Below are 21,603 nucleotides of genomic sequence, written 5' to 3'. Positions count from 1 at the left end.
TTTCTGAATTCCACTGTGGATCTGGATCTATATCATGGTAAATGAATGCAAATGAGAACCTTTCTCTCTTAATTCCAGTCTAGACGCTCCGGCTCGTCTTGTCAATGAAACTCATTATCATTGAGAAACTTTTTCACCGAGCGGGGCGGACGGTGCGTCCTTTGCCGTGCGGGATGCACATCGGCGTGCCAAAGATCGGGTCGGGAATGATCTGGCTCTCGAGGCCAAACACGTTGCGCACCAACTCCGGGGTGATGATCTCCTCCGGCGCGCCTTGGGCGCGGATCGTGCGGCCTTGCAAGGCGACGATGTGGTGGGCGTAGCGGCAGGCGAGGTTGAGATCGTGCAGGACCATGACGATGGTGCGCTGCTCGATGGCGTTCAGTTCGAACAGGATGTCGAGCACTTCGATCTGGTGCGTCACGTCGAGATAGGTGGTCGGCTCGTCGAGCAGCAGGGTCGGCGTGCCTTGGGCGAGCGTCATCGCGATCCAGGCCCGTTGGCGTTGGCCGCCGGACAGCGAGTCGACCGGACGCTCGGCAAACTCCATCATGCCAGTCTGTTGCAGGGCGGTGGTGACCATCCGCTCGTCTTCTTCCGTCCATTGCTTGAGCCAATTTTGGTACGGGTAGCGGCCTTGTTTGACCAGTTGCAGGACGGTGAGCCCTTCCGGTGCGGAGGGCGACTGCGGCAGGATCGCGAGGCGTTTGGCGATCTCTTTGGTGGACTGTTTGGCAATCGCTTCGCCGTCGAGCAGGATGCTGCCGCCCATCGGCTTCATCAGGCGGGCCATCGACCGCAACAGGGTCGATTTGCCGCAGCCGTTGCTGCCGAGGAAGACGGTGATCTTGCCTTGCGGGATGGTGAGGTTCAAATGTTCGATGATCGGGTCTGCGCCGTAGGACAGCGTCAGGTCTCTGGTTTCCAATGCCTCCATCGTGCTGGACAACTCCTTCTCTCGGGATCTATGCTTTCCGCTGCTTGTAGAGCAGGTAGATGAAGAACGGGGCGCCGACGGCCGAGGTGAAGATGCCGACGGGCAGGTCGAGCGGCGAGAACGCGGTACGGGCGACGAGGTCGGCGAGCAGGACCATCAGGCCGCCGATGCAGGCGGTGACGGGCAGCAGGGCACCGAACGCGGGACCGACCAGCAGGCGGGCGATGTGCGGTGCGAGCAGACCGACAAAGCCGATCGCACCGCCGATGGCGACGCCGCTGCCTGCGAGGCCGACGGAGATCAGGAGCAGCAGGAAGCGCTGCTTCTCAACGCGCGAGCCGACGCCGTGCGCGATGTCGTCGCCGAGCTGTTGGACGTTGACGTCGCGGGCCATGATGAAGGCCAGCGGCAGCAGGACGGCGAGCCACGGCAGCAGGGTGAAGACGTTGGTCCAGTTGGACCCGTAGACGCTGCCAGTCATCCAGATCACCGCTTTTGATGTCAGGTAGATCGGCGAGAGGACGATCATCAGGTTGGTCAGCGCGCTGAGTCCGGCTCCAAGGCCGACGCCGATCAGGACGAGCCGCAGCGGGGTGACGCCGTCTTTCCAGGAGAGCCAGTAGATCAGCAGCGTGATCAGCCCGGCTCCGACAAACGCGGCGACCGGCAGCCAGTGGATGCTCGCCGTCGGCACGTAGGTGATGAACGCGACGGCCGCCACCGACGCGCCGCCGGTGACGCCGACCATGTCGGGAGATGCGAGCGGGTTGCGGATGATGCCTTGCATGATCGCGCCTGCGACGCCGAGGGCGGCACCGACGAGGAGGGCGGTGAAGATGCGCGGGAGGCGGAACGTTTGGATGATGATCGAATGGGCCGGGTCGCCTGCGCCAAAGAACGATCTCAGCACGTCGACAGGCGCGATCTTCAACTCGCCGATGCCGGTGGAGACCACGACGACAAAGAAGGTGAGCATGGCGAGCAGGATCGTGACCGCCAGCGAACGGCGGTCGAGGAGAAAGGAGACGGGCCATCTATGGGAACGATAGGTGATGTACTTTTTCACTTGCGGGAGATCCCCTTTCGTGCGACATACACAAAGAACGGCGTGCCGATCAGCGCGGTCATCACACCGAGCGGCATCTCTTTGGGCTCCGCGATGAAGCGGGCCCCGATATCGGCGGTCAGCAGCAGGATCGCACCGAGCGCGGCGGAGAACAGCATCGTCCAGCGCAGGTCGTTGCCGACGAGCGGGCGGACCAGATGCGGGATGACCAGACCGACGAAGGCGATCGGGCCGGCGACGGCGACGGCGCTGCCGGCGAGCAGGATGATCACGACGCCGGTGGCGATTTTGACCAGCCAGGTCTTTTGACCAAGTCCTTTGGCGACGTCTTCGCCCAGTTGGAGCGTTTGCAGGGGACGGGCGAGGATGACCGCTCCGACCCAGCCGATCAGGGCGTAGGGGAGCACCGTCCAGAGCATTTCCAAGGAGCGGCCGGAGACGGAGCCTGCCAGCCAGAACAGGACTTCTTCCAACGCGCGTTCGTTGAGCAGCATCAGGCCGTTGGTGAAGGACGAGCACAGCGCGGTGATCGCCGCTCCGGCCAGCGTGATCGAGACAGGCGTCAGACCGTTGCGCCCGAGCGAGCCGAGCACGTAGACGACGACGCCGCTGAGAGCAGCCCCGGCAAAGGCGATCCACGTAAACGCGGTCAGGGAGGAGATCGAGAACAGATTGACCGCTGCCACGACGGCGAACGACGCGCCCGCGTTGATGCCAAAGATGCCGGGATCGGCGAGCGGGTTGCGGGTCAGGACTTGCATCAGCACCCCGGAGAGGCCGAGGCTGGCCCCGACGACAGCGGCGATCAGCGCGCGCGGCACGCGGACGTCGCGGATGACGATCTCTTCATTGGTGCCGGAGAAATTTGTATACGCATCGATGGCGGTCTGCCAGGTCGTATCGAGAACACCGAAGACGATGCTCGACAGGATGCTGGCGATCACCAGCAGCAAAGCGACCAGCAGACCGAGTGATTTTGACCATGAATTTGAAAATAAGACCTTCATCTAAAGAGCTCCTTTTCCCCCTGCGTTCTAAAAAATCGTGGTTGACACTCTCCATTATGCAGGATAGAATTCGAGATGTAAATGATAATCATTATCAGCATCGCGAAAGGGTGTAGCAAAAATGTTGAATCGTACATACGGCTCGATGAAAAAGGCCGTTTCTCTGTTGGCTCTGGCTCTGACTGTCACCGTTGGTTTGGTGGGTTGCGGCTCCGGTGAGGAAGCAAAAACTCCGGCTGCTGAACCGCAAAAGCAAGAAGATCGCGTCATCAAACATGCGATGGGCGAAACGAAAGTGCCGGCTGAGCCGAAGCGCGTGGTCATCCTGACCAACGAAGGCACCGAAGCACTGCTCGAAATGGGTGTCAAACCGGTCGGCGCGGTCAAGTCGTGGACCGGCGACCCGTGGTACCCGCATATCAAGTCGGAGATGGAAGGCGTTAAGGACATCGGCGATGAATCGCAGCCGAACCTCGAAGCGATCGCCGCTCTCAAGCCGGACCTGATCATCGGCAACAAGATGCGTCAAGAAAAAGTCTACGAACAACTGAACGCCATCGCGCCGACCGTCATGTCTGAGACTCTGCGCGGCGAGTGGAAAAACAACTTTAAGTTTTACTCGGAAGCTCTGAACAAAAAGGCAGAAGGCGACAAAGTGCTGGCTGCTTGGGACACCCGCGTGGCGGAGTTCAAAAAGAACGCAGGCGACAAGCTGAGCACCGAGATCTCGGTCGTTCGCTTCATGCCGGGCAAGACCCGCATCTACTACAACCAAACGTTCTCCGGCATCATCTTCAAAGAACTGGGCCTGAAGCGTCCGGAGAAGCAAAACCTCGACAAGTTCTCTGACGATGTGACCAAAGAGCGCATTCCGGATATGGACGGCGACGTGATGTTCTACTTCACCTATGAGACCGGCAACGGCGATGCGAGCAAAGCGGAAAAAGAGTGGACCGGCGACGCACTGTGGCAAAACCTCAACGTCGTCAAAGCGGGCAAGTCTTACAAAGTCGATGACGTGATCTGGAACACCGCAGGCGGTGTCAAAGCGGCGAACCTGCTGGTCGACGACCTTGAGAAGAAACTGCTCGGCAAATAAGACAGGCACAACACGTTAATATTTGGATGCAAAAGAGGCGCTATCCTGCGTCTCTTTTTGTTTGTTTTTAAAGGATTTGTGTCTAAATTACAGGGGTCGCAGTCAAAAAAAGACCACCGGATCGAGGTCCGGGGGTCTTTTGTGATTATTTCTTCTTCGCTTTCGGTTTGGTCTTGCGCTTGGAGAGGCGCACTTTGACGACCGTTTCCGTTTGCGTGTGTTTGGAGATCATGTCCGGGGTGAGCTTGCCTTGGGAGGTGAGGATCGAGTAGTCGAACGGGGTTTTCAGTTCGTCTTTGGCGATCAGCAGCTCTTGGGCGAGCGAGTCTTTGTCAAAGATGTCTTTGACGTATGCTTTCAAGGCGAGCACGGCGTATTCGCCGTTCGGGAGTTGGAGGACGAGGTCTTCGTCCGTTTCGAGGTCTTGGAAGAATGCTTCGATCTCTTCAAAGAGGATCTTGTTCTCCTCTTTGCGTTCGCGCTCGATCTCTTTGTTCTGGAAGTAGCGCAGGATCTTGTCTTCAAGCTCCAGCTTTTTGCGGCCGACCGCTTCCGGCACGTCTTCGGTGTCGATCTCGCCTCGGATTGCTTTGTTCAGTTCCGCTTTGGCCGATTCCAATACATCTTTCGTCGTAGCCATCTCTATCACTCCTTGTCCTCCTATGATAGTGGAGAACACAAGGAAAGAAAAGCCCCATGATTTGTGAATGAACCATTATGAACCCAAAATTGGGCAGACATCATATTGTAAGAGTGTCTGTTTTTTTTGTCCCGCGAATGCTAAAATTGTAAGGATGAATTTCTGGAAAACGGGGTATTCCGACATGACAACTCTTACCAAAGAACAAATAGATACGATTCAGGTGCAGGTGCGCCATGACAACCTGCAACAGCGTTTGAACCAGCTCGCCGTCACGTTTGACGGGGCGGGCGATGACGGGAACGCGGCGAAGATGCGGGAGTTGATCCAAAAGCTCGACGGCGGGCAGTTTGCCATCGGCTTCTGCGGTCACTTCTCCGCAGGCAAATCTTCGATGATCAACGCGCTGCTCGGCAGCGAGATCCTGCCGTCTTCGCCGATCCCGACGTCTGCCAACGTCGTCGCGATCCGGGGCGGCGAGGTGTCGAAGGCGACCGCTTATCTGACCAACGGCGAGACGATCGACTTCGATGTGGCGAAAGACCTGGAGAAGATCAAAAACTACGCGGCCGACGGCAATCTCGTCGAGCGAATCGACATCGCGCATCCGACCGACCTGCTGACGCCGAACGTGTCGGTGATGGATACGCCGGGGATCGACTCGACCGACGACGCGCACAAAGTCGCGACCGAGTCGGCGCTCCACCTCGCGGACGTGGTGCTCTATGTGATGGACTACAACCACGTGCAGTCGGAGCTCAATTTCTCCTTTACGAAGACGCTGAAGGACCGTGGGAAACCGGTCTATCTCGTCGTCAACATGATCGACAAGCATATGGACTTCGAGCTGTCGTTTGACGACTATCGCGAGTCGGTGATCGAAGGATTTGCAACGTGGGGGATCGAGCCGGACGGCCTGTATTTCACGTCGCTGTTTGAGCCGGATCATGAGGAAAATATGTTCGAAGCGTTGCAGGAAAAGATCGGCGCTTTGTTTGCCGAGAAAGACGAACTGCTCGTCAAAAGCGTCGTCTCGTCGGCCGCCTATCTGATCGACGAGCATCGCAAGACGCAGGCGAAGGAAAACGCCGAGCATCGCCGCCGCTATGAGGCGGTGATCGACGCGGCTGACAACGTGGAGGACCTGCTGGAGGCAGCCCGCACGGCGCAGGAGAAGCTCGACCGCTATGCGGCGGCACCGGCCGAACTGGAGCAGCGGATGCGAAAAGAGATCCAGTCGTTGCTCGACAATGCCAAGATCACGCCATTCCAGACGACCGAACTGGCCGGAGCGTATTTGCAGAGCCGAAAGCCTGGGTTTAAGGTCGGCTTCTTGTTTGGCTCGACGAAAAAGACGGAAGAGGAGCGGGCTGCTCGACTGGCTGCGCTGGCGGCCGATCTGCGCGACAAGGTGCAGGCCAACATCGACTGGCACATCCGCGAACTCCTCGTCAAAATCCCGGAAGAGGCGGGCGTGCGCGACGAAGCGTATGCGAAGGCTGTGTATGACGGATATGCCGTGTCCTACGACGAGGCGTTCATCGCGGGCGTCGTGAAAGAGGGCGGGCTGTCGTCCGAGGAATATATGTACCAATTTGCCAAAGACCTCTCCGCCGCCGTGAAAGAGCTGTACCGCCACGAAGCGATGCGCTTTGTCACGAAAGCGGTGGAGGCGGTGCGCGCCAAGGAGTCGAGTCAAGGCGAAGAACTGCGCGCCCAAGTGGCGGCTGCACAGGAGATCATCGAGGCACAGGCGGCGTTGGCCGGGCTGGCCGAGAGAGAAGAGAAGTATCTGGCTGAGCTACTCGGCCTGTTGATCGGGGAGGAAAAGTAGGATGGAAGCGTATCAAGGCGATTTTAAAGGGAAATTGGGCGAGACGGCCGTTCGTCTGCGGCAAGCGGCCCGTGCGGTGCAGGAAGTGACCGGTCTGAAAGGGCTGTCGCAGGCGATGACCGGGCGTGCGGAACGCTTGGAGAAAAATCTGTTCACCGTCGCGCTCTTTGGCGCGTTTTCGGCGGGCAAGTCTTCGTTTGCCAACGCGCTGATGGGCGAGATGGTCCTGCCGGTGTCGCCCAATCCGACGACGGCGGCGATCAACAAGATCCTGCCGCCGACCGAGACGTACGCGCACGGCTCTGTTCGCGTCAAGATCAAGTCGGTCGCGGACATCACGCTGGACGTGCAGCAGTCGCTCGGCGTGTTCGGGCACAGCGCGGGCGACCTCGACGCAGCGCTCGACGAGATCGCGAAGCTGGATGTCACGCAGGTGCAACCGAATGCCAAACCGCATTTCTCCTTCCTGAAAGCGGTCGCCAAAGGTCTCGCTCCGATCCGCGAACACCTCGGCCACGAGCTGCTCGTCGATTTGAAAGAGTTTAAGGCGTTTGTCGCGAAAGAGGAAAAGGCGTGCTTTGCCGAGTGGGTGGAGCTGTACTATGACTGCCCGCTGACGAGACAAGGCATCACGCTGGTCGACACGCCGGGGGCGGACTCGATCAACGCCCGTCATACCGGCGTTGCGTTCAACTACATCAAGAACGCCGATGCGGTGCTGTTTGTGACGTACTACAACCACGCGTTTTCCAATGCCGACCGCGAGTTTCTGATCCAACTCGGCCGGGTGAAGGATACGTTTGAGATGGATAAAATGTTCTTCCTCGTCAACGCGGCCGACCTCGCGAAGGATGAAGAAGAGCTGCGCGGCGTGGTGGAACACGTCCGCAAAAACCTCGTGCAATGCCGGATCTCGATGCCGCGCATCTATCCGGTGTCTTCCCAGACGGCCTTGCTCGCCCGCCTGCATGAAAAGGGCCAGCTGCAAGGCTCGGCGGAGAAGGTGTACCGCCAGCGCACGGGACGCGCGGAGGGCGACCTGATGCCGGCGCAAGAGGCGCTCGAACTGGCCGGGATGAGCGCGTTTGAAAAGGACTTTATCTCCTTCACGATCCAGGAGCTGACCGAGATCGCCGTGCAAGCGGCCGTCGCGGAGATTAAGCGCGGCGTGGCGACGCTCGATGACCTGATCCAGACGGCGACGGCAGACGAGTCGGCACGCGCCGAAAAGCTGAAGGTGACCGACGAGACGTTGCGCCGGGCCAAAGAAGGCGTGGCCGGGCTCGACGCGTCGGCGGAGAGCAAGGCGATCGCCAAGGAGATCGACGAGTTGCTGTACTATGTCAAGCAGCGGGTGTTCTTCCGATTTGGCGACATGTTCAAGGAGTCGTTCAACCCGGCGGTGCTGCAAGAGGACGGCCGCGACATGAAACAGGCTCTGCGCGGTTCGTTGGAGGAACTGGTTCGCTTCCTAGGCTACGACCTTGGGCAAGAGATGCGGGCGACCGCTCTGCGCGTGGAGAAATACGTCAACCAGAGCGGCAAGCGCACCGCCGACCGCCTCGCCGACACGGTAGGACAGGCAGCGCCGAAACTGCAACTGGAAACGTATCAGGCGCGGGAGTTTGACACGCCGGAGTTTGCCGAGTCGCTGCCGGGCAGCGCGTCGGAACTGAGCAGCTCGCTGTCGCTGTTCAAGTCGGCGAAGGACTTCTTTGAGAAAAACGGCAAGCAGGCGATGCAAGATGCGCTGGAGAAAGGCTTGCACGCACCGGTCGACGGCTATCTGGCGCAGGCAGGCTCGACGCTGCATGACGCGTACGGCGCGGCGTTTGTCCGCCTCGTCGAGGATCTGCAGCGGGAGTCGACGGCGCAGGTGGAGGAGTATTTTGCCGGGCTGATCGAGGCTCTGTCCGCGCAGGTCGATGTGGAGAAGTGGATCGCTGTGCGTGATGAGTTGGAGAAGTTGGTCGGGTAACGGAAACAAGAGAAAGCCCACGGTCCGGGAGGCGGACCGTGGGCTTTTTTACATCAAGGGCATGTCTTCCAGTTTGACAAAACGGTAGCCGCGCCGCTTCAGCTCGGGGATCGCTTTTTTCACGCCTTCCGACGTCCATTTCTCCGGGTGGTTCATGTGCAGGAGGGCGATGGAGCCGGGCTTGGCGTTGATCAAGGCGTTGTAGACTTGGTCGGTGGTAAAGGACGCTCCGGCGTCGCCGAGCAAGTTGTACCCGGCGACGTGCTCGCCGAGGTCGTTGGCGACCCGGACGCCGACTTCATCGTAGAATGCGGTGCCCGAGCGGAAAAACTTCGGGGCGCGGCCGGTGAGCTTTTCGATCTTGCGGTGGTTGATCAGCACTTCGTCGACGATCTCGCCGACGTTGGCGGTGCCTTTGATCCCCCATGCTTCACGGCCGTTCATCGAGAGCGGACGATGCTCGGTGCCGTGGTTTTCGATCTCGAACAGCGGGATCTTGGACAGCGCCAGAAACGTCCAGTAGTTGGCGTCGAGCCAGCGCGAGTTGATGAACAGCGTGGCCGGGATCTGCTGTTGGCGCAGGAAGTAGATCAGCTCCGCGTCGTAACCGCTGCCGCCGGTGCCGCCGCATGCGTCGAAGGTGAGGGCGATGATCTTTTCGTCGGTCTGGAGCCGGGTCTTGACGCCGGTGACCGACTCGCCCCACTCCTGCGGGGTTTGGTGTTTTTTGATCAGTTGCTGTTTGTAGGCGAGGTCGCTCTCGGCGAGGCCCGGAGTTTGACCGTGTGCGACGCAGGTGGTCAGGAGCAGAACGCCGGTGAGCCCGGCGAGCGTGAAGGATCGTTTCAAAAGATCACGTCCTTTTAGGTGTTATTTGAACCATTTGCAGTTGCCTTTGCAGAATCAGCCGTGCGGATTGGGGAAGCGGGAGGCTCACTTTCAGGTTAGCATCTGTTGCCGGAAGTGGAATCATGCTCGGGGAGTATTATTTCGAAAGTCAGATGTTGTAAAAAGTGATATCACTATGATATACTTTTGATACTGAAACGAAATGAGGAGGGGTCAGGGATGCAAGAGAAAAAAGTATGGGCAATCAATGGATTTGTCGGCATCTTGGTCGTGTTGGCATTGCTCGCAGGCGGCGGGCTGATGGTGCTGAGTGAGCAGTTGGTGATCGGGGGTGCGCTGGCGGTGATCGGTCTGGTCGCCGCGAGCGGGATCGTCGTCGTGCAACCGAACCAAGCGTATGTGATCACGCTGTTCGGCCGCTATCTCGGCTCGATCCGCGAGGCGGGACTGTGGTGGACGGTGCCGCTGACGATGCGCCAGAAAGTGTCGCTGCGCGTGCGCAACTTTAATTCGAAGCAACTGAAAGTCAACGACGTTGACGGCAACCCGATTGAGATCGCCGCCGTCGTCGTGTTCAAAGTCACCGATTCGGTCAAGGCACTGCTGGAAGTTGACAACTACGAGCAGTTCGTCGAGATCCAGAGCGAGACGGCCCTGCGTCATATCACGACGTACTATCCGTACGATTCGCACGGCAACGACGGCATGTCTCTGCGCGGCAACTCCGACGAAGTGGCCGACGTGCTGCAACAAGACCTGCAACGTCGTCTGTCTGTCGCCGGCGTGGAAGTGATCGAGGCGCGCTTGACCCATCTGGCGTACTCCCCGGAGATTGCCCAGGCGATGCTCCAACGCCAGCAAGCGGCTGCGATCCTCGCCGCCCGCTCGATCATCATCGAAGGCGCAGTCGGTCTCGTGCAGGAGGCGATCTCGAAGATCCAGGCGGACGACGTGGTGGAATTGGATGAAGAACGGAAAGCCGCGATGATCAACAACCTGCTGGTCGCCATCGTCTCGGATCGCGGCACCCAGCCGATCGTCAACGCCGGCTCGCTGTATTAGACGGGCGGCGATACAGAATGGCAAAGAAGAAGCAGTTCCCGCTGCGGCTCGATCCGGCCGTGTACGAAGCGTTGGAAAAGTGGGCGGGGGATGAGTTTCGGAGTGTGAATTCCCATATCGAGTTTCTCCTGCGCGACGCGCTCAAACGCGCGGGGCGTGTGCCGAAGAAGGCGGAGGGGGAGCGAGGAGAGGAATAGGAAAAACCTCACCGGTGATCGGTGAGGTTTTTTTGATCGGAGGGCGAAACGATGAGAAAGACACTGGCAGTTGTTGTTGCCTTGGCATTGGCTCTGGGTGGGTTCATGATTTATGATTCCACGAAAACAAAACAGGCAAGCAAACTGGAGTTCGTAGCGGGCCAAGCGAACTATCCGCAATACACCACTCTTGCGGACTTGGAGAAGGACGCTGAAGTGATTCTCGAAGTCAAATTCACAGGCGAGCGGGAGAACATCGAAGTCAAGCAGAGCGGTTTTGTCATCGGCACGCTCTCCAAATCTGCGGTCGATGTGCTGAAGATACATAAGGGCACGCTGTCCAACAAGGAGAAGACGACCGTCTACGAGGAAGCGTACATCAAAGGTGACCGGTATCACCATTCAGAAGGCTACAAGCTGATGAATGAGCGCGGCCGCTAGCTGCTCTTCCTCAGAACCAACAACGTCGACGATGCCTACGTGATGCTGGGTGCTTATCAAGGGAAGTATGACCTCAACATCGAAAAGGAAGTGCCCGTGCACCCTGACTCACAACAAGGAATGAAAAACGCGTACGCAGATCCCCATGTGGAATTTATGGGTGACAAACATTCCGCAGAAAAGTTCATGAAAGTGAAGAAGGAAGTTCTGGAAAAGTATAAAAAGTAGACAGCACGATGTGTGATGAACCGCATTACGCCAGAGCATATTGCGAAGAGGGGCGTGTGCCGAAGAAGTCGGAGGAATTAAGATGTACAAAAACAGCACCTGACGAGGGTGCTGTTTTTGGTGTCTTATGAATCCGCCGTATTCACCATATGATTCCCGGTCTGAATAAATCGCTCGTACATATAGTTGCGGACCGGGCCTTCGAGGCCGATCTCGTCCATCGCTTCGGCCATGCAGGCGAGCCAGGCTTTGGCGCGGGTCGGGGTGATCTCGAAGGGCATATGTCTTGCGCGGAGCATCGGGTGGCCGTACTGGTCGGAGTAGAGGGTCGGGCCGCCGAAGAATTGGGTGAGGAAGAGCAGCTGTTTATCGGCCGTCTCGGTGAGATCGTCCGGGAAGATCGGGGCGAGGTCCGGGTGCTCGCCGACGCGCTTGTAAAAAGCGTCGACCAGTTTGCGGAGGGTGTCGCCGCCGCCGATCATGTCGTAGATGGTTTTTTGCGGATCAAACATTGAGTGGACAACTCCTTTCGACATTTATTGTAGCACAACGATTCGCATACACACGCCGGAAACGCGAAAACTCAAAGAGACGACACAAACTTTTCGGCACGAGATGCGAAAGTTTTAGTGACTAAATGTTTTAGACGCTATATAATGTATCTGGGAGGTGGACATCCAACGTGTATCAAAAAACGCAGGCGCACGAGTCTTTTTTCCGGCTGTTGCGGCAGATCAGCGGCGAGTACCGGGCGTTGATGGTGGATCAGGATATCTCGGGTCCGCAACTGGTGTTGCTGGAACTGCTCAGGTCGCGCGGTCCGCAAAAGACCTCCGCGCTCGCGGAGCACATGTATGTCACCGTAGGCAATGTCACGCTGCTCGCCGACCGGCTGCACAAAGCGCATCTGATCGAACGGGAACGGTCGGAAACGGACCGCAGGGTGGTGCTGTTGTCGCTGACGGCCGAGGGAGACGCGCTGGTGGAACGGACGCGGGCGATCCGCAACCGGGTGTTCTCCCGCTATTTTGGGGCGCTCAACCCGGAGGAATTGGAGCATTTCGGCCGCCTGATCGAAAAGATGCTGGCGGCCTCAGAGAAAAGTACGCAGGAGTAAGGGAGGTTATCTGGCATGGCGCAATCTGGCACGCTCACGGCGAAGGGGATGGAAGATCTCGACCCGCGCACAAAAGTGACGATCATGATCGCGATCCTCGCGGGGATGCTGTTCTCCGCGCTCAATCAAACGATCGTCGGCACGGCGCTGCCCCGGATCATCGCCGATCTGGGCGGCATGGAATATTACTCATGGGTCTTTACCAGTTACATGCTCACGTCCAGCGTCACGATGCTGCTGGCGGGCAAACTGTCCGATATGTACGGACGCAAGGTGTTTCTGCTGATCGGGATGGCCGTGTTTATGGTCGGCGCCTTTTTGGCGGGCACGGCGGGAACGATCATTCAGTTGATCGTTCACCGCGGGATTCAAGGCCTCGGGGCCGGGATCATCATGACGACGTCGATGGCGGCGGTCGGGGATCTGTTCTCACCCCGTGAACGGGGAAAATGGCAAGGGGTGCTCGGCGCGGTCTTTGGTCTCGCCTCGGTGATCGGGCCGTTCCTCGGCGGTTATATCGTCGATTACTTCAACTGGGAATGGGTGTTCTGGGTCAATTTGCCGATCGGGGTGATCGCGTTCTTCATGATCCTCCGCCTGTTCCCGCAGACGGCACGGCAAGAAGGCAAGATCGACTATCTCGGCGCGGTGCTGGTCACCGTCGTGATCGTCACGCTGCTGCTCGCGTTCTCTTGGGCGGGCAGCAAGTACGAGTGGGGCTCTGCGCAGATCGTCGGGCTGTTCGTCGCATCGGCCGTTTCGCTGCTGCTGTTCTTGCTCGCCGAGTCGCGTGCGACCTCGCCGATTTTGCCGCTCGGGCTGTTTACGAACAGCATTTTCAACATCTCGAACATCGTCGGTTTCTTGACCGGCTTTGCGATGTTTGGGGCGATCATGTACATTCCGCTGTTTGTGCAGGGCGTCATCGGGACGTCGGCGACGCAGTCCGGCCTCGTCATGATGCCGATGACGGTGTCGCTGGTCATCGCTTCGGCGCTCGCCGGGCAGCTGACGACCCGCACGGGCCGCTACAAATGGGTGGCGATCATGGGGAACGCGATCCTCGTCGTCGGGATGTATCTGCTCTCGACGATGACGGTCGACACGGCCAATCTGACGGCAACGTTCTATATGATCATCCTCGGTGCAGGCCTTGGCTTTACGATGCCGATCTTCATGCTGGCGGTGCAAAATGCACTGCCGCCGTCGCTGCTTGGCGTCACGTCGTCGGCGGTGCAGTTGTTCCGTTCGGTCGGCGGCACGGTCGGTGTGGCGATCATGGGCACGATCATGACCAACAAGATCAACGAAGAGATGACGGCCCATCTGCCGGGCGCTGTGAAGCAGTTCCTCGCCCAGCCGGGCGTGGCGGAGCAGTCGAAAAACCTGATGAACCCGCAGATCCTGATCAATCAGGATAAACTCGGGGAGATCCGTGCTGCCATGCCGGCACAGGTGCAGCCGATCTTCGACCAGTTGATCGAAGCGTTGAAGTTTGCGCTTACGTCAGGGCTTGATGCGGTGTTCCACTTTGGTTTCTACATCGCGTTGGTCGGCCTCGCGCTGACGTTCCTGCTGAAGGAAATTCCGCTGCGCACGAGCAACAAGGAAGCGGCGGACGGTGCGGATGCGACCAAAGTCAATGCGGAGCCGCAGCACCAACCGTAAGACGAAGACCACCGGAGCGTATCCGGTGGTCTTTTTTAGAAAATCATTGAAAAAGGTGCAGAAAGGAAATCGCAGGCAAAAAGGCGAAGTGTCTGCACAGATACATATTTTCGGAGGTGTTTTCTATGACGCAGATGAAATACAGAAGACTGGGCCGCTCCGGCCTGAAGGTGTCGGAGATCGCGCTCGGCTCGTGGCTGACCTATGGCGGGTCGGTGGAAGATCAGACGGCGACCGCGTGCATCGACCGCGCGTATGAACTGGGGATCAATTTCTTTGACACGGCGAACGTGTACCGTCGCGGTGACGCGGAGGTCGTGGTCGGCAAAGCGCTGGCGAAATATGAGCGTGATTCGTATGTTTTGGCGACGAAAGGCTTTTTCCCGATGGGCGATGGTCCGAACGACCGCGGGTTGTCCCGCAAGCACATCATCGAGCAGGTCAACCATTCGCTGAAGCGGCTGAACGTCGACTACATCGATCTGTGGCAGTGCCACCGCTATGATCCGGAGACGCCGATCGACGAGACGCTGCGGGCGATTGACGATATGATCTCGCAGGGCAAGATCCTCTACGCGGGCGTGTCGGAGTGGACGGCCGCTCAGATCCAGGACGCGCTGCACACGGCCGACAAGTATCTGCTCGACCGCATCGTGTCCAACCAGCCGCAGTATTCGATGCTGTACCGCCACATCGAAAAAGAAGTGATCCCGCTGTCCGAGCGCGAAGGCGTCGGCCAAGTGGTGTTCTCGCCGCTCGGCCAAGGCGTGCTGACCGGCAAATACAAAAAAGGCGAGGCGTATCCGGAAGGCTCCCGCGCCACCGACCCGTCTGGCAGCACGTTCCTGCAACGCCTGTTGACCGACAAAAACCTCGACCGCGTGGAGAGACTGCGCGTGATCGCCGAGCGCAAAGAGACGACGCTGGCTGCGCTGTCGCTGGCCTGGGTGCTCCGCCAGCCGAACGTGTCTTCGGCGATCATCGGCGCGTCCCGCCCGGATCAGATCGACGAAAACGTCAAGGCGCTCGACGTTGTCCTGACACCGGAAGACCTCGCCGACATCGAAGCGGCGCTGGTGTAGGTCGGGCAAGGAAGCGCGAAAACGTCGTGGAATCGCACACAAAAACGGCAGGTGTCCTAAGGGGTGGGACGCCTGCCGTTTTGCGTGTGAGACTGTGTGTGCGCGCTGGTGGTGTTTCTGATTCTCTCTATGTGTGTTCATGCTACGGTGTCGTACCTCACCTCCATGTCGTTTCGCCTGCTTGGGGAGGGTCAACGATCTTGTCTTAGGAAAAGTGTATCACGAATTAGCAGAATATTCAACTATTTTCGAACGGAAAAGAACCCCCATTGACTCGGGGGCTAGAGATCTTGCCGTTTCAGCAAGTCTTGGATCGTGTCGGCCGTGCGGGCGGCCAGCGCCATCACGGTGTGGGTCGGGTTGCCGCCGCCGGAGGTGACGAAGACGGCGGCCGAGCAGATGAACAGATTGGGGATGTCATGCGTCTGGCAGTGGTGATTGACGACAGACGTCTCCGGGTCGTCGCCCATCCGCGCGCCGCCCGACAGGTGGGCGGTGTCGGGCACGACAAATTCCGGTGTGCCGCCCGCAGCTGTCAGGATCTCTTTCATCATGTGGACGGCGTGGTCGATCAATTTCCGGTCGTTGTCGCCGTAGGAGAAGGTGACCTTTGGCACCGGCAGTCCGTACTCGTCCCGCTCGTCGCTGAGCGTGACGCGGTTGGCCGCGTCGGGCAGCACTTCGCCGACGAGGGTGATCCGCCCGTAGTGGTTGTAGTGCACCATCGCGTCGCGCAGTCGCCTGCCCCAGACGCCCGCTTGCACGGCGAGCCCTTTGGCCATCGCGACAGGACGGGAGCCGTGCGCGTGCAGGGTGTAGCCGCGCAGGAAGCCGCGGTCGTGGCGGGTCTCGTAAAATTCTTGGGTGGTCGCCATGACCGGGGTGCCTTTGTACAGCCGGATCTCGTGTTCAAATCGGCCGTAGACATCGTGGGACGAGTGCGGCATGATGTAGCGGCCGACCGTGCCGGAAGAGTTGCACAGACCGTCGGGGTGGCCGTTTTGCGCGGAGGCCAGCAGCAGGCGCGGCGTTTCGACGACGAAGGAGGCGAGCACGATCACGCGGCCGCGCTGGCGGTATTCGACCCCTTTGTAGTTGAAAATGACGCTTTTCGCGCGGCCTTTTTCGTCCAGTTCGATCTGTGTGACCATGCAGTCGGTGAGAAATTCCGCCCCGGCCTCGATCGCTTTGGGCACGTGATGGACGAGGCCGGAGTATTTGGCGTTCGGCATGCAGCCTTGGTTGCAAAAGCCCCGGTTGGTACAGGGCGGCCGACCGTCGAACGGAGCGGAGTTGATCGCCAACGGCGTGACGACCGATTTGAGTCCCAGCCGTTCGCAGCCGATGCGAAACACTTCCGAGTTGGCGGAGATCGGGTCGCGCTCCGGCATCGGGTAGGGGCCTTGGAAGGAGCCCCACGGGAAGTGCTTCGGACCGGAGACACCGATCTGTTTTTCGATGTAGCGGTAGTACGGCTCAAGATCGGCGTAGGAGATCGGCCAGTCCTCGCCGATGCCGTCGCGCGATCTCATCTCAAAGTCGCTCTCGTGAAACCGCAGGCACACCCCGGTCCAGTGCGCCGAGCCGCCGCCGATGCCGCGACCGGAGTTGTTGTGACCCATGCGCAGCGGATTTTGGCCGTCGGTGAGGCGGGTGTCCTGCCAGCCGAGCGTCGCCATCGCCAGTTCGTCGGAGGCAAAGTCGGACTGCGGATTCCAGAACGGTCCCGCTTCGATGACGACCACTTTCAACCCCGAGCGGGCCAGTTCATACGCTATGATGCCGCCGGCCGTGCCTGCGCCCACGATCACGACGTCGGCGTCGGTGGCGTATTTGCGGTGGTCGAGGTCGTCGTAGCGGTGGCCGTCGTAGTGGCAGATGTTGTGTTGGATCGGGTCTTGGCTCATCGCTCCGGCCCCTCCTTGCTCATGCGCGCTTCCCACGGGTCGCTCAGCCCGACCTCCAGCCGCACGTAGCCGCGGGGATAGGCCGGTCCCGCGTAGCCGATCTCCGACCAGACCTGCGGATGCGAGTAATGGGCGGAGACGACTTCGCTGAGCAGATTGTTGAAAAAGTCTTTCGGCGGGATCGGCTGTCCGTCCTCGGCGGTGAGGGTGACCGTGTTATTTTCCAAAGCGACGAGCAGGGAGGTCTGTTGCTCCGGTGTCAGGGCGGTGAACGGGCTGCCGTTTTCGCCTTGTGCCAGTTCGTTCAGGGCGTAGAGACCGCCTTTGAGCAGCGTGGCAAAGGGGGGGACGCCCACTTTGCGCTGCGCTTCGCCGATGTCGCTTTGCAGTTTGTTGTCGATGTGTTTGATCACCCAGTCGAGCAGGGAGGAGCGGCCGTCGTCGAGCAGCAGGGAGGCGATATTTCGGAGCATGTCGACTTGTTCGCCGGTCAATTTTTGAAGGCTGCCGGTCGGTTCCAGGCGCTTTCTGACGATCTCGCGGGTATGGTCGTCCCAGTGGTCCTCGTTTGCGAAGACGTTGAAGTCCTGATAATAGCTCTTGATGCGCTCCATGCCGGTCACCTCCAGTAGAGCGCGATCAGCCCGAGCAAGCTGGTGCCGGTGATCAGCCCTGGCAGTGCGGCTGGCGGGCCAACGAGGAAGTTGCGCATCGTGTAGCCGCCGACTCGCTCGCCGATGCCCCGCCAGTGCATGTAGGAGCCGAACACGCCGGCCAGCATCGAGACGGCGATCAAGAGGATCGAAGTCGCGCGCAGCCACCCGGCGTTGTGGAAGGACAGCCAGACGAGCAGCAGACCGTCGACGGGCGTTGCGATCACGGGGATCCACATCGACCAGTGGCGGAAGTTTTGGCGGTAATGGTACAGGGTCACTTGCAGAAAGATCAACAGGTACATGAAGCCGAGCAACAGGATCACGATCCGGTCGAGCGGCCAGCCGTGCCAAGGAATCACCATGCGGACAAAGGCACCTCCTGGATAGTCGTAGGCATATTTTTCCGCAGGAAGCTCCTTCTATACAGCGTGTATCTTGCGCACACTACCTATTATCTCTATAATTCTCTTTAGAAAAAGAAAGGTGAGACGAGAGCACATGCGTATTCGCGGAAAAGAGAAACTGCAAAAGCAGTACAATATCTACAAAGAAGCGGGACGGATCCTGGAACTGCCGAGCAACCACAAAGGCAAGTGGCACGAGTTGTTTGGCAACGACAATCCGATACATATCGAGATCGGCACCGGGCGTGGCCGGTTTATTTCCACGCTGGCTCAGCAAAACCCGGAGATCAACTACGTGGGCATCGAACTGGAGCATGAACTTCTCGGCCGCGTGGGCAACAAGGCGATGGAGCTAGGGGTCGGGAAAAATTTGATCTTGACGCCGGCCGACGCGATTCGTCTGAATGACTTTTTCGCGCCGGGCGAGGTGTCGCGCATCTACCTGAACTTCTCCGATCCGTGGCCGAAGTCGCGCCATGCCAAGCGCCGACTGACCTATACCGACTTCCTGCAGCTCTACCGGGCTGTGCTCAAGCCGGACGGCGAACTGCATCAGAAGACGGACAACCGCGATCTGTTCGAGTTTTCCTTGAATATGTTTGCCGCCGATGATTGGAAGATGCAGAAGATCACGTTCGATCTGCACAACTCGCCGTGGAACGAAGGCAACATCATGACCGAGTACGAAGAGAAGTTCTCCGGGCAGGGCATGCCGATCTATCGCGTGGAAGCGCGTCCTTGGCCGAAGCGTTCGGAGTAGCGGGTACTAAGCGGAATTGAACAGGGAATGAAGGCTCACTTCTGATTATCAGAGGTGAGTTTTTTGTTTTAATTTTCTGTTTATTTGGATTCGTCATATTGTTACAGGATTCCCATAAGCTGATTGTGTGAGTGACAAAATGCTTACACCAATTAAAAAAAGAGAAGTTAAAGGGAGGCAATTCCAGAATGAACAAGAAAGTGATCTCCACCCTCGCAGCAACAGCGCTGCTCGCATCTCTCGCACCGATGGCATCCGCAGCACCGGCTGCTCCGGTTGCTCCGGCAGAAGTGAAAGCGGCAAAAGTGCAAACCGCAGCGGCGACCGACCGCATCTTGGTCCGTTTCAAAGACAAGTCGAAAGCGGACGCAGTCGCTTCCAAGCATGGCGCGAAAGCTGACCGTACCCTCGGCAACGGCAAATCGGAGTGGAAAGTGGTAAAAGTCCCGAACGGCAAAGCGGCCGAATTCCTCGCAAAGTTCCAAGCGGACTCCGAAGTGGCAGAAGCTGAGTTGGATCATATCCTCACGGCACTGGTCACCCCGAACGACCCGTCCTACGGTTCGCAATGGCAGTATCCGAACGTGCAAGGTCCGCAAGCGTGGGATATCACCCAAGGTTCGACCTCCCGCACGGTCGCGATTATCGACACCGGCGTCGACCTCCAACATCCGGACCTCGCGAGCAAGATCGTCGCAGGCTACGACTTTGTCAACAACGACACAAACGCAGACGACGACCAAGGCCACGGCACGCACTGCGCAGGCATCGCAGCAGCTCTGTCCAACAATGCCACCAACGTGGCAGGCATGGACTGGAACGCGCGCATCATGCCGGTCAAAGTCCTCTCCGCATCCGGCTCCGGCTACACCTCCGACATCATCGACGGCGTGTACTGGGCGGTCGACAACGGTGCGCACGTTCTGAGCATGTCGCTGGGCGGCGGTTCGAAAAACGCTTCCTTCCAAGCGGCGATCGACTACGCATGGAACAACGGCCGCGTGGTTGTCGCAGCTGCAGGCAACAACGGCACCTCCACGAGAGTCTATCCGGGCGCGTACAACAACGTCATCTCCGTTGCTGCGACCACTTCGTCCAACGTGAAGGCTTCCTTCTCCTCTTACGGCACGTGGGTAGACGTAGCGGCACCGGGCAGCAGCATCCTGTCGACCAAAAACGGTGGCGGCACCACCACCATGTCCGGCACCTCAATGGCCACTCCGCTGGTGGCAGGTCTGGTTTCCCTGACTTGGTCGAAAAATCTGTCCTACTCCAACGTGACCGTCCGCGACCGCATTTTCAACACGACCGATGCGATCTCCGGCACCGGCAAGCAATGGATCTACGGCAAAGTCAATGCGTACAAAGCGGTAAACGGGTTCTAAGAGTTTCATTTTTTCGAAAATATGCATCCCGTCACTTGGCGGGGTGTTTTTATTATTTTATAATAATTTTGTATTTTCATAAAAATAGGGAGGCTGAAGGAAACATGAAAAAAACGATGATTTCACTGCTGACCGCCGCTGCGCTCTTAACCGCGCTGGCACCGGTCGGGGTGCAAGCGGGCAGTTCGGCTGCGGACACGGCTCAGTCGGTACAAGCGGCCAAGCATGCGGACGACCGCGTGCTGGTCAAGTTCAAGCAAGGCAAGCAAGTGGAGCAAGCGCTGGACAAGCACGGCCTGAAGGAGTTCCGCACGCTCGGCAAAGGCGAGTGGAAACTGGTCAAAGTCCCGAAGGGACAAGCGGAGGAGTTCCATACGAAACTGCAAGGGGACGCCGATGTGGAAGCGGCGGAGTTGGACAGCGTCCACACGATGTTCCGCACGCCGAATGATCCGCAATACTCGTCGCAATGGCATTGGCCGAACATCTACGCCCCGCAAGCGTGGGACATCACCACAGGCAATTCGATGTACAAGATCGCGATCATCGACACCGGCATCGACTACCAGCATCCGGATCTCGCCGGCAAGCTCCTGCCCGGCTATGACTTTGCCAACAACGACAGCGATGCGGACGACGATCAGGGGCATGGCACGCACGTGGCGGGGACTGCGTCGGCGCTCACCAACAATGCCAATCAAGTCGCAGGTCTCGACTGGAATGCGCGTCTCCTCCCGGTCAAAGTCTTGAACGCGAGCGGGTCGGGCTATACGTCCGACATCATCGACGGTCTCTACTTTGCGGCCGACAACGGCGCACATGCCGTAAACATGTCGCTGGGAGGCGGCGGCTATTCGCAGGCGTTCCAAGACGCGATCAACTATCTGTGGGGCAGAGGCGGCATCTTGGTCGCAGCGGCGGGCAGCAGCAGCACGTCCGGGTATTCTTATCCGGCAGCGTACAACAACGTCGTCGCCGTGGCAGCCACCACGACCAGCAACACGAAGGCGTCGTTTTCCAACTACGGCACCTGGGTGGAGGTGGCGGCCCCTGGCACCAACATCCTGTCGACGGCAAACGGCGGCGGCACGTCGACCATGTCCGGCACCTCGATGGCGGCCCCGCAGGTGGCAGGTCTGGTCACGCTCGTTCGTTCGGTCATGCCCGGCGCGACCAATCAGGCGGTGATCGACCGGATCTGCAACACGGCGGATCGGATCACCGGCACGGGCACGTACTGGTCCTGCGGCAAGATCAACGCGTTTCGAGCGGTAAGAGGTTACTAA

General features: G+C 58.9%; 22 protein-coding genes. 13 read left to right on the top strand and 9 right to left on the bottom strand.

What is annotated here, in order from left to right; translation table 11 throughout:
• Positions 1-133: 133 nt before the first annotated feature.
• The 3 genes from OS242_RS15060 to OS242_RS15050 are packed head-to-tail and all read right to left on the bottom strand — an operon-like array spanning position 134 to position 3,010.
• Positions 134-937, bottom strand: a complete 804-nt coding sequence (locus tag OS242_RS15060; protein ID WP_267152512.1) for an ABC transporter ATP-binding protein — start codon at positions 935-937, stop codon at positions 134-136.
• Positions 938-965: 28 nt separating this feature from the next.
• The gene (locus OS242_RS15055; protein ID WP_267152511.1) at positions 966-2,003 is read right to left on the bottom strand and encodes a FecCD family ABC transporter permease; all 1,038 of its coding nucleotides are present in this window, start codon (positions 2,001-2,003) and stop codon (positions 966-968) included.
• Positions 2,000-3,010: a FecCD family ABC transporter permease gene (locus OS242_RS15050; RefSeq protein ID WP_267152510.1), complete on the bottom strand. Its 1,011-nt coding sequence runs from the start codon at positions 3,008-3,010 to the stop codon at positions 2,000-2,002. Before OS242_RS15050 ends, OS242_RS15055 begins: the two co-directional genes overlap by 4 nt.
• 121 nt (positions 3,011-3,131) lie before the next feature.
• Between OS242_RS15050 and OS242_RS15045 the strand changes: the two genes are divergently transcribed.
• On the top strand, positions 3,132-4,109 hold the full coding sequence (locus OS242_RS15045) for an ABC transporter substrate-binding protein (protein WP_267152509.1): 978 nt from the start codon (positions 3,132-3,134) through the stop codon (positions 4,107-4,109).
• A 145-nt stretch (positions 4,110-4,254) separates the two neighbouring features.
• Here OS242_RS15045 and OS242_RS15040 read toward each other — a convergent pair whose 3' ends face one another.
• Positions 4,255-4,749: a hypothetical protein gene (locus OS242_RS15040; protein WP_267152508.1), complete on the bottom strand. Its 495-nt coding sequence runs from the start codon at positions 4,747-4,749 to the stop codon at positions 4,255-4,257.
• A gap of 184 nt (positions 4,750-4,933) precedes the next feature.
• On the opposite strand from OS242_RS15040, the gene OS242_RS15035 reads away from it, so the two are divergent.
• Both OS242_RS15035 and OS242_RS15030 read left to right on the top strand, forming a co-directional pair.
• Entirely contained in the window at positions 4,934-6,583 is a 1,650-nt protein-coding gene (locus tag OS242_RS15035; protein ID WP_267152507.1) for a dynamin family protein, read from the top strand.
• 1 nt (position 6,584) lies between these two features.
• Positions 6,585-8,561 (top strand): dynamin family protein, encoded by a 1,977-nt coding sequence (locus OS242_RS15030; protein ID WP_267152506.1) that lies wholly within the window; start codon positions 6,585-6,587, stop codon positions 8,559-8,561.
• Positions 8,562-8,609: 48 nt separating this feature from the next.
• Here OS242_RS15030 and OS242_RS15025 read toward each other — a convergent pair whose 3' ends face one another.
• A complete protein-coding gene (locus tag OS242_RS15025) occupies positions 8,610-9,410 on the bottom strand; it encodes a polysaccharide deacetylase family protein (protein WP_267152505.1) in 801 nt (266 codons plus the stop codon).
• Positions 9,411-9,629: 219 nt separating this feature from the next.
• Between OS242_RS15025 and OS242_RS15020 the strand changes: the two genes are divergently transcribed.
• The 4 genes from OS242_RS15020 to OS242_RS15005 are packed head-to-tail and all read left to right on the top strand — an operon-like array spanning position 9,630 to position 11,338.
• Complete coding sequence (locus OS242_RS15020; RefSeq protein WP_267152504.1) at positions 9,630-10,472, top strand: SPFH domain-containing protein; 843 nt, start codon at positions 9,630-9,632, stop codon at positions 10,470-10,472.
• A 17-nt stretch (positions 10,473-10,489) separates the two neighbouring features.
• Positions 10,490-10,669, top strand: coding sequence for an Arc family DNA-binding protein (locus tag OS242_RS15015; protein WP_267152503.1), 180 nt, complete (start codon positions 10,490-10,492; stop codon positions 10,667-10,669).
• Positions 10,670-10,720: 51 nt separating this feature from the next.
• The gene (locus OS242_RS15010; protein ID WP_267152502.1) at positions 10,721-11,110 is read left to right on the top strand and encodes a hypothetical protein; all 390 of its coding nucleotides are present in this window, start codon (positions 10,721-10,723) and stop codon (positions 11,108-11,110) included.
• Between the two features lie 42 nt (positions 11,111-11,152).
• Complete coding sequence (locus OS242_RS15005; RefSeq protein WP_267152501.1) at positions 11,153-11,338, top strand: hypothetical protein; 186 nt, start codon at positions 11,153-11,155, stop codon at positions 11,336-11,338.
• A gap of 125 nt (positions 11,339-11,463) precedes the next feature.
• On the opposite strand, the gene OS242_RS15000 is transcribed toward OS242_RS15005, so the two are convergent.
• Positions 11,464-11,850, bottom strand: coding sequence for a globin domain-containing protein (locus tag OS242_RS15000; RefSeq protein WP_267152500.1), 387 nt, complete (start codon positions 11,848-11,850; stop codon positions 11,464-11,466).
• A 170-nt stretch (positions 11,851-12,020) separates the two neighbouring features.
• On the opposite strand from OS242_RS15000, the gene OS242_RS14995 reads away from it, so the two are divergent.
• From OS242_RS14995 to OS242_RS14985, 3 genes are all read left to right on the top strand, one after another.
• Entirely contained in the window at positions 12,021-12,455 is a 435-nt protein-coding gene (locus tag OS242_RS14995) for a MarR family winged helix-turn-helix transcriptional regulator (RefSeq protein ID WP_267152499.1), read from the top strand.
• A gap of 15 nt (positions 12,456-12,470) precedes the next feature.
• Positions 12,471-14,123, top strand: coding sequence for an MDR family MFS transporter (locus OS242_RS14990; RefSeq protein WP_267152498.1), 1,653 nt, complete (start codon positions 12,471-12,473; stop codon positions 14,121-14,123).
• Positions 14,124-14,257: 134 nt separating this feature from the next.
• Positions 14,258-15,205: an aldo/keto reductase family protein gene (locus OS242_RS14985; RefSeq protein ID WP_267152533.1), complete on the top strand. Its 948-nt coding sequence runs from the start codon at positions 14,258-14,260 to the stop codon at positions 15,203-15,205.
• Positions 15,206-15,486: 281 nt separating this feature from the next.
• Here the strand turns inward: OS242_RS14985 and OS242_RS14980 are convergent, their stop codons facing one another.
• The 3 genes from OS242_RS14980 to OS242_RS14970 are packed head-to-tail and all read right to left on the bottom strand — an operon-like array spanning position 15,487 to position 18,130.
• Positions 15,487-17,112, bottom strand: a complete 1,626-nt coding sequence (locus OS242_RS14980; protein WP_267152497.1) for a GMC family oxidoreductase — start codon at positions 17,110-17,112, stop codon at positions 15,487-15,489.
• Positions 17,109-17,726, bottom strand: a complete 618-nt coding sequence (locus tag OS242_RS14975) for a gluconate 2-dehydrogenase subunit 3 family protein (RefSeq protein ID WP_267152496.1) — start codon at positions 17,724-17,726, stop codon at positions 17,109-17,111. Before OS242_RS14975 ends, OS242_RS14980 begins: the two co-directional genes overlap by 4 nt.
• 5 nt (positions 17,727-17,731) lie before the next feature.
• Positions 17,732-18,130, bottom strand: coding sequence for a hypothetical protein (locus OS242_RS14970; RefSeq protein ID WP_267152495.1), 399 nt, complete (start codon positions 18,128-18,130; stop codon positions 17,732-17,734).
• A 136-nt stretch (positions 18,131-18,266) separates the two neighbouring features.
• On the opposite strand from OS242_RS14970, the gene trmB reads away from it, so the two are divergent.
• The 3 genes from trmB (at position 18,267) to OS242_RS14955 (ending at position 21,603) form a co-directional block, all read left to right on the top strand.
• Positions 18,267-18,932 (top strand): tRNA (guanosine(46)-N7)-methyltransferase TrmB, encoded by a 666-nt coding sequence (gene trmB / locus OS242_RS14965; protein WP_267152494.1) that lies wholly within the window; start codon positions 18,267-18,269, stop codon positions 18,930-18,932.
• Positions 18,933-19,120: 188 nt separating this feature from the next.
• Positions 19,121-20,317: a S8 family peptidase gene (locus OS242_RS14960; protein ID WP_267152493.1), complete on the top strand. Its 1,197-nt coding sequence runs from the start codon at positions 19,121-19,123 to the stop codon at positions 20,315-20,317.
• 104 nt (positions 20,318-20,421) lie between these two features.
• A complete protein-coding gene (locus OS242_RS14955; RefSeq protein ID WP_267152492.1) occupies positions 20,422-21,603 on the top strand; it encodes a S8 family peptidase in 1,182 nt (393 codons plus the stop codon).

The organism is Tumebacillus lacus (assembly GCF_026410385.1).
Lineage (GTDB): Bacteria > Bacillota > Bacilli > Tumebacillales > Tumebacillaceae > Tumebacillus > Tumebacillus lacus.
Note: the sequence above shows the minus strand (reverse complement) of the source record. Positions and strands in the feature narration are given on the sequence as shown.

Bases quoted from the DNA above. Each gene is read 5' to 3' on its own strand.
- OS242_RS15015 (WP_267152503.1), top strand. From the start codon at position 10,490: ATGGCAAAGAAGAAGCAGTTCCCGCTGCGGCTCGATCCGGCCGTGTAC.
- OS242_RS15000 (WP_267152500.1), bottom strand. From the start codon at position 11,850: ATGTTTGATCCGCAAAAAACCATCTACGACATGATCGGCGGCGGCGAC.
- OS242_RS15050 (WP_267152510.1), bottom strand. From the start codon at position 3,010: ATGAAGGTCTTATTTTCAAATTCATGGTCAAAATCACTCGGTCTGCTG.
- OS242_RS14970 (WP_267152495.1), bottom strand. From the start codon at position 18,130: ATGGTGATTCCTTGGCACGGCTGGCCGCTCGACCGGATCGTGATCCTG.
- OS242_RS15035 (WP_267152507.1), top strand. From the start codon at position 4,934: ATGACAACTCTTACCAAAGAACAAATAGATACGATTCAGGTGCAGGTG.
- OS242_RS14985 (WP_267152533.1), top strand. From the start codon at position 14,258: ATGAAATACAGAAGACTGGGCCGCTCCGGCCTGAAGGTGTCGGAGATC.
- OS242_RS15030 (WP_267152506.1), top strand. From the start codon at position 6,585: ATGGAAGCGTATCAAGGCGATTTTAAAGGGAAATTGGGCGAGACGGCC.
- OS242_RS14980 (WP_267152497.1), bottom strand. From the start codon at position 17,112: ATGAGCCAAGACCCGATCCAACACAACATCTGCCACTACGACGGCCAC.
- OS242_RS15020 (WP_267152504.1), top strand. From the start codon at position 9,630: ATGCAAGAGAAAAAAGTATGGGCAATCAATGGATTTGTCGGCATCTTG.
- OS242_RS15045 (WP_267152509.1), top strand. From the start codon at position 3,132: ATGTTGAATCGTACATACGGCTCGATGAAAAAGGCCGTTTCTCTGTTG.
- OS242_RS15040 (WP_267152508.1), bottom strand. From the start codon at position 4,749: ATGGCTACGACGAAAGATGTATTGGAATCGGCCAAAGCGGAACTGAAC.
- trmB (WP_267152494.1), top strand. From the start codon at position 18,267: ATGCGTATTCGCGGAAAAGAGAAACTGCAAAAGCAGTACAATATCTAC.
- OS242_RS15060 (WP_267152512.1), bottom strand. From the start codon at position 937: ATGGAGGCATTGGAAACCAGAGACCTGACGCTGTCCTACGGCGCAGAC.
- OS242_RS15010 (WP_267152502.1), top strand. From the start codon at position 10,721: ATGAGAAAGACACTGGCAGTTGTTGTTGCCTTGGCATTGGCTCTGGGT.
- OS242_RS15005 (WP_267152501.1), top strand. From the start codon at position 11,153: ATGCTGGGTGCTTATCAAGGGAAGTATGACCTCAACATCGAAAAGGAA.
- OS242_RS14955 (WP_267152492.1), top strand. From the start codon at position 20,422: ATGAAAAAAACGATGATTTCACTGCTGACCGCCGCTGCGCTCTTAACC.
- OS242_RS14990 (WP_267152498.1), top strand. From the start codon at position 12,471: ATGGCGCAATCTGGCACGCTCACGGCGAAGGGGATGGAAGATCTCGAC.
- OS242_RS14960 (WP_267152493.1), top strand. From the start codon at position 19,121: ATGAACAAGAAAGTGATCTCCACCCTCGCAGCAACAGCGCTGCTCGCA.
- OS242_RS14975 (WP_267152496.1), bottom strand. From the start codon at position 17,726: ATGGAGCGCATCAAGAGCTATTATCAGGACTTCAACGTCTTCGCAAAC.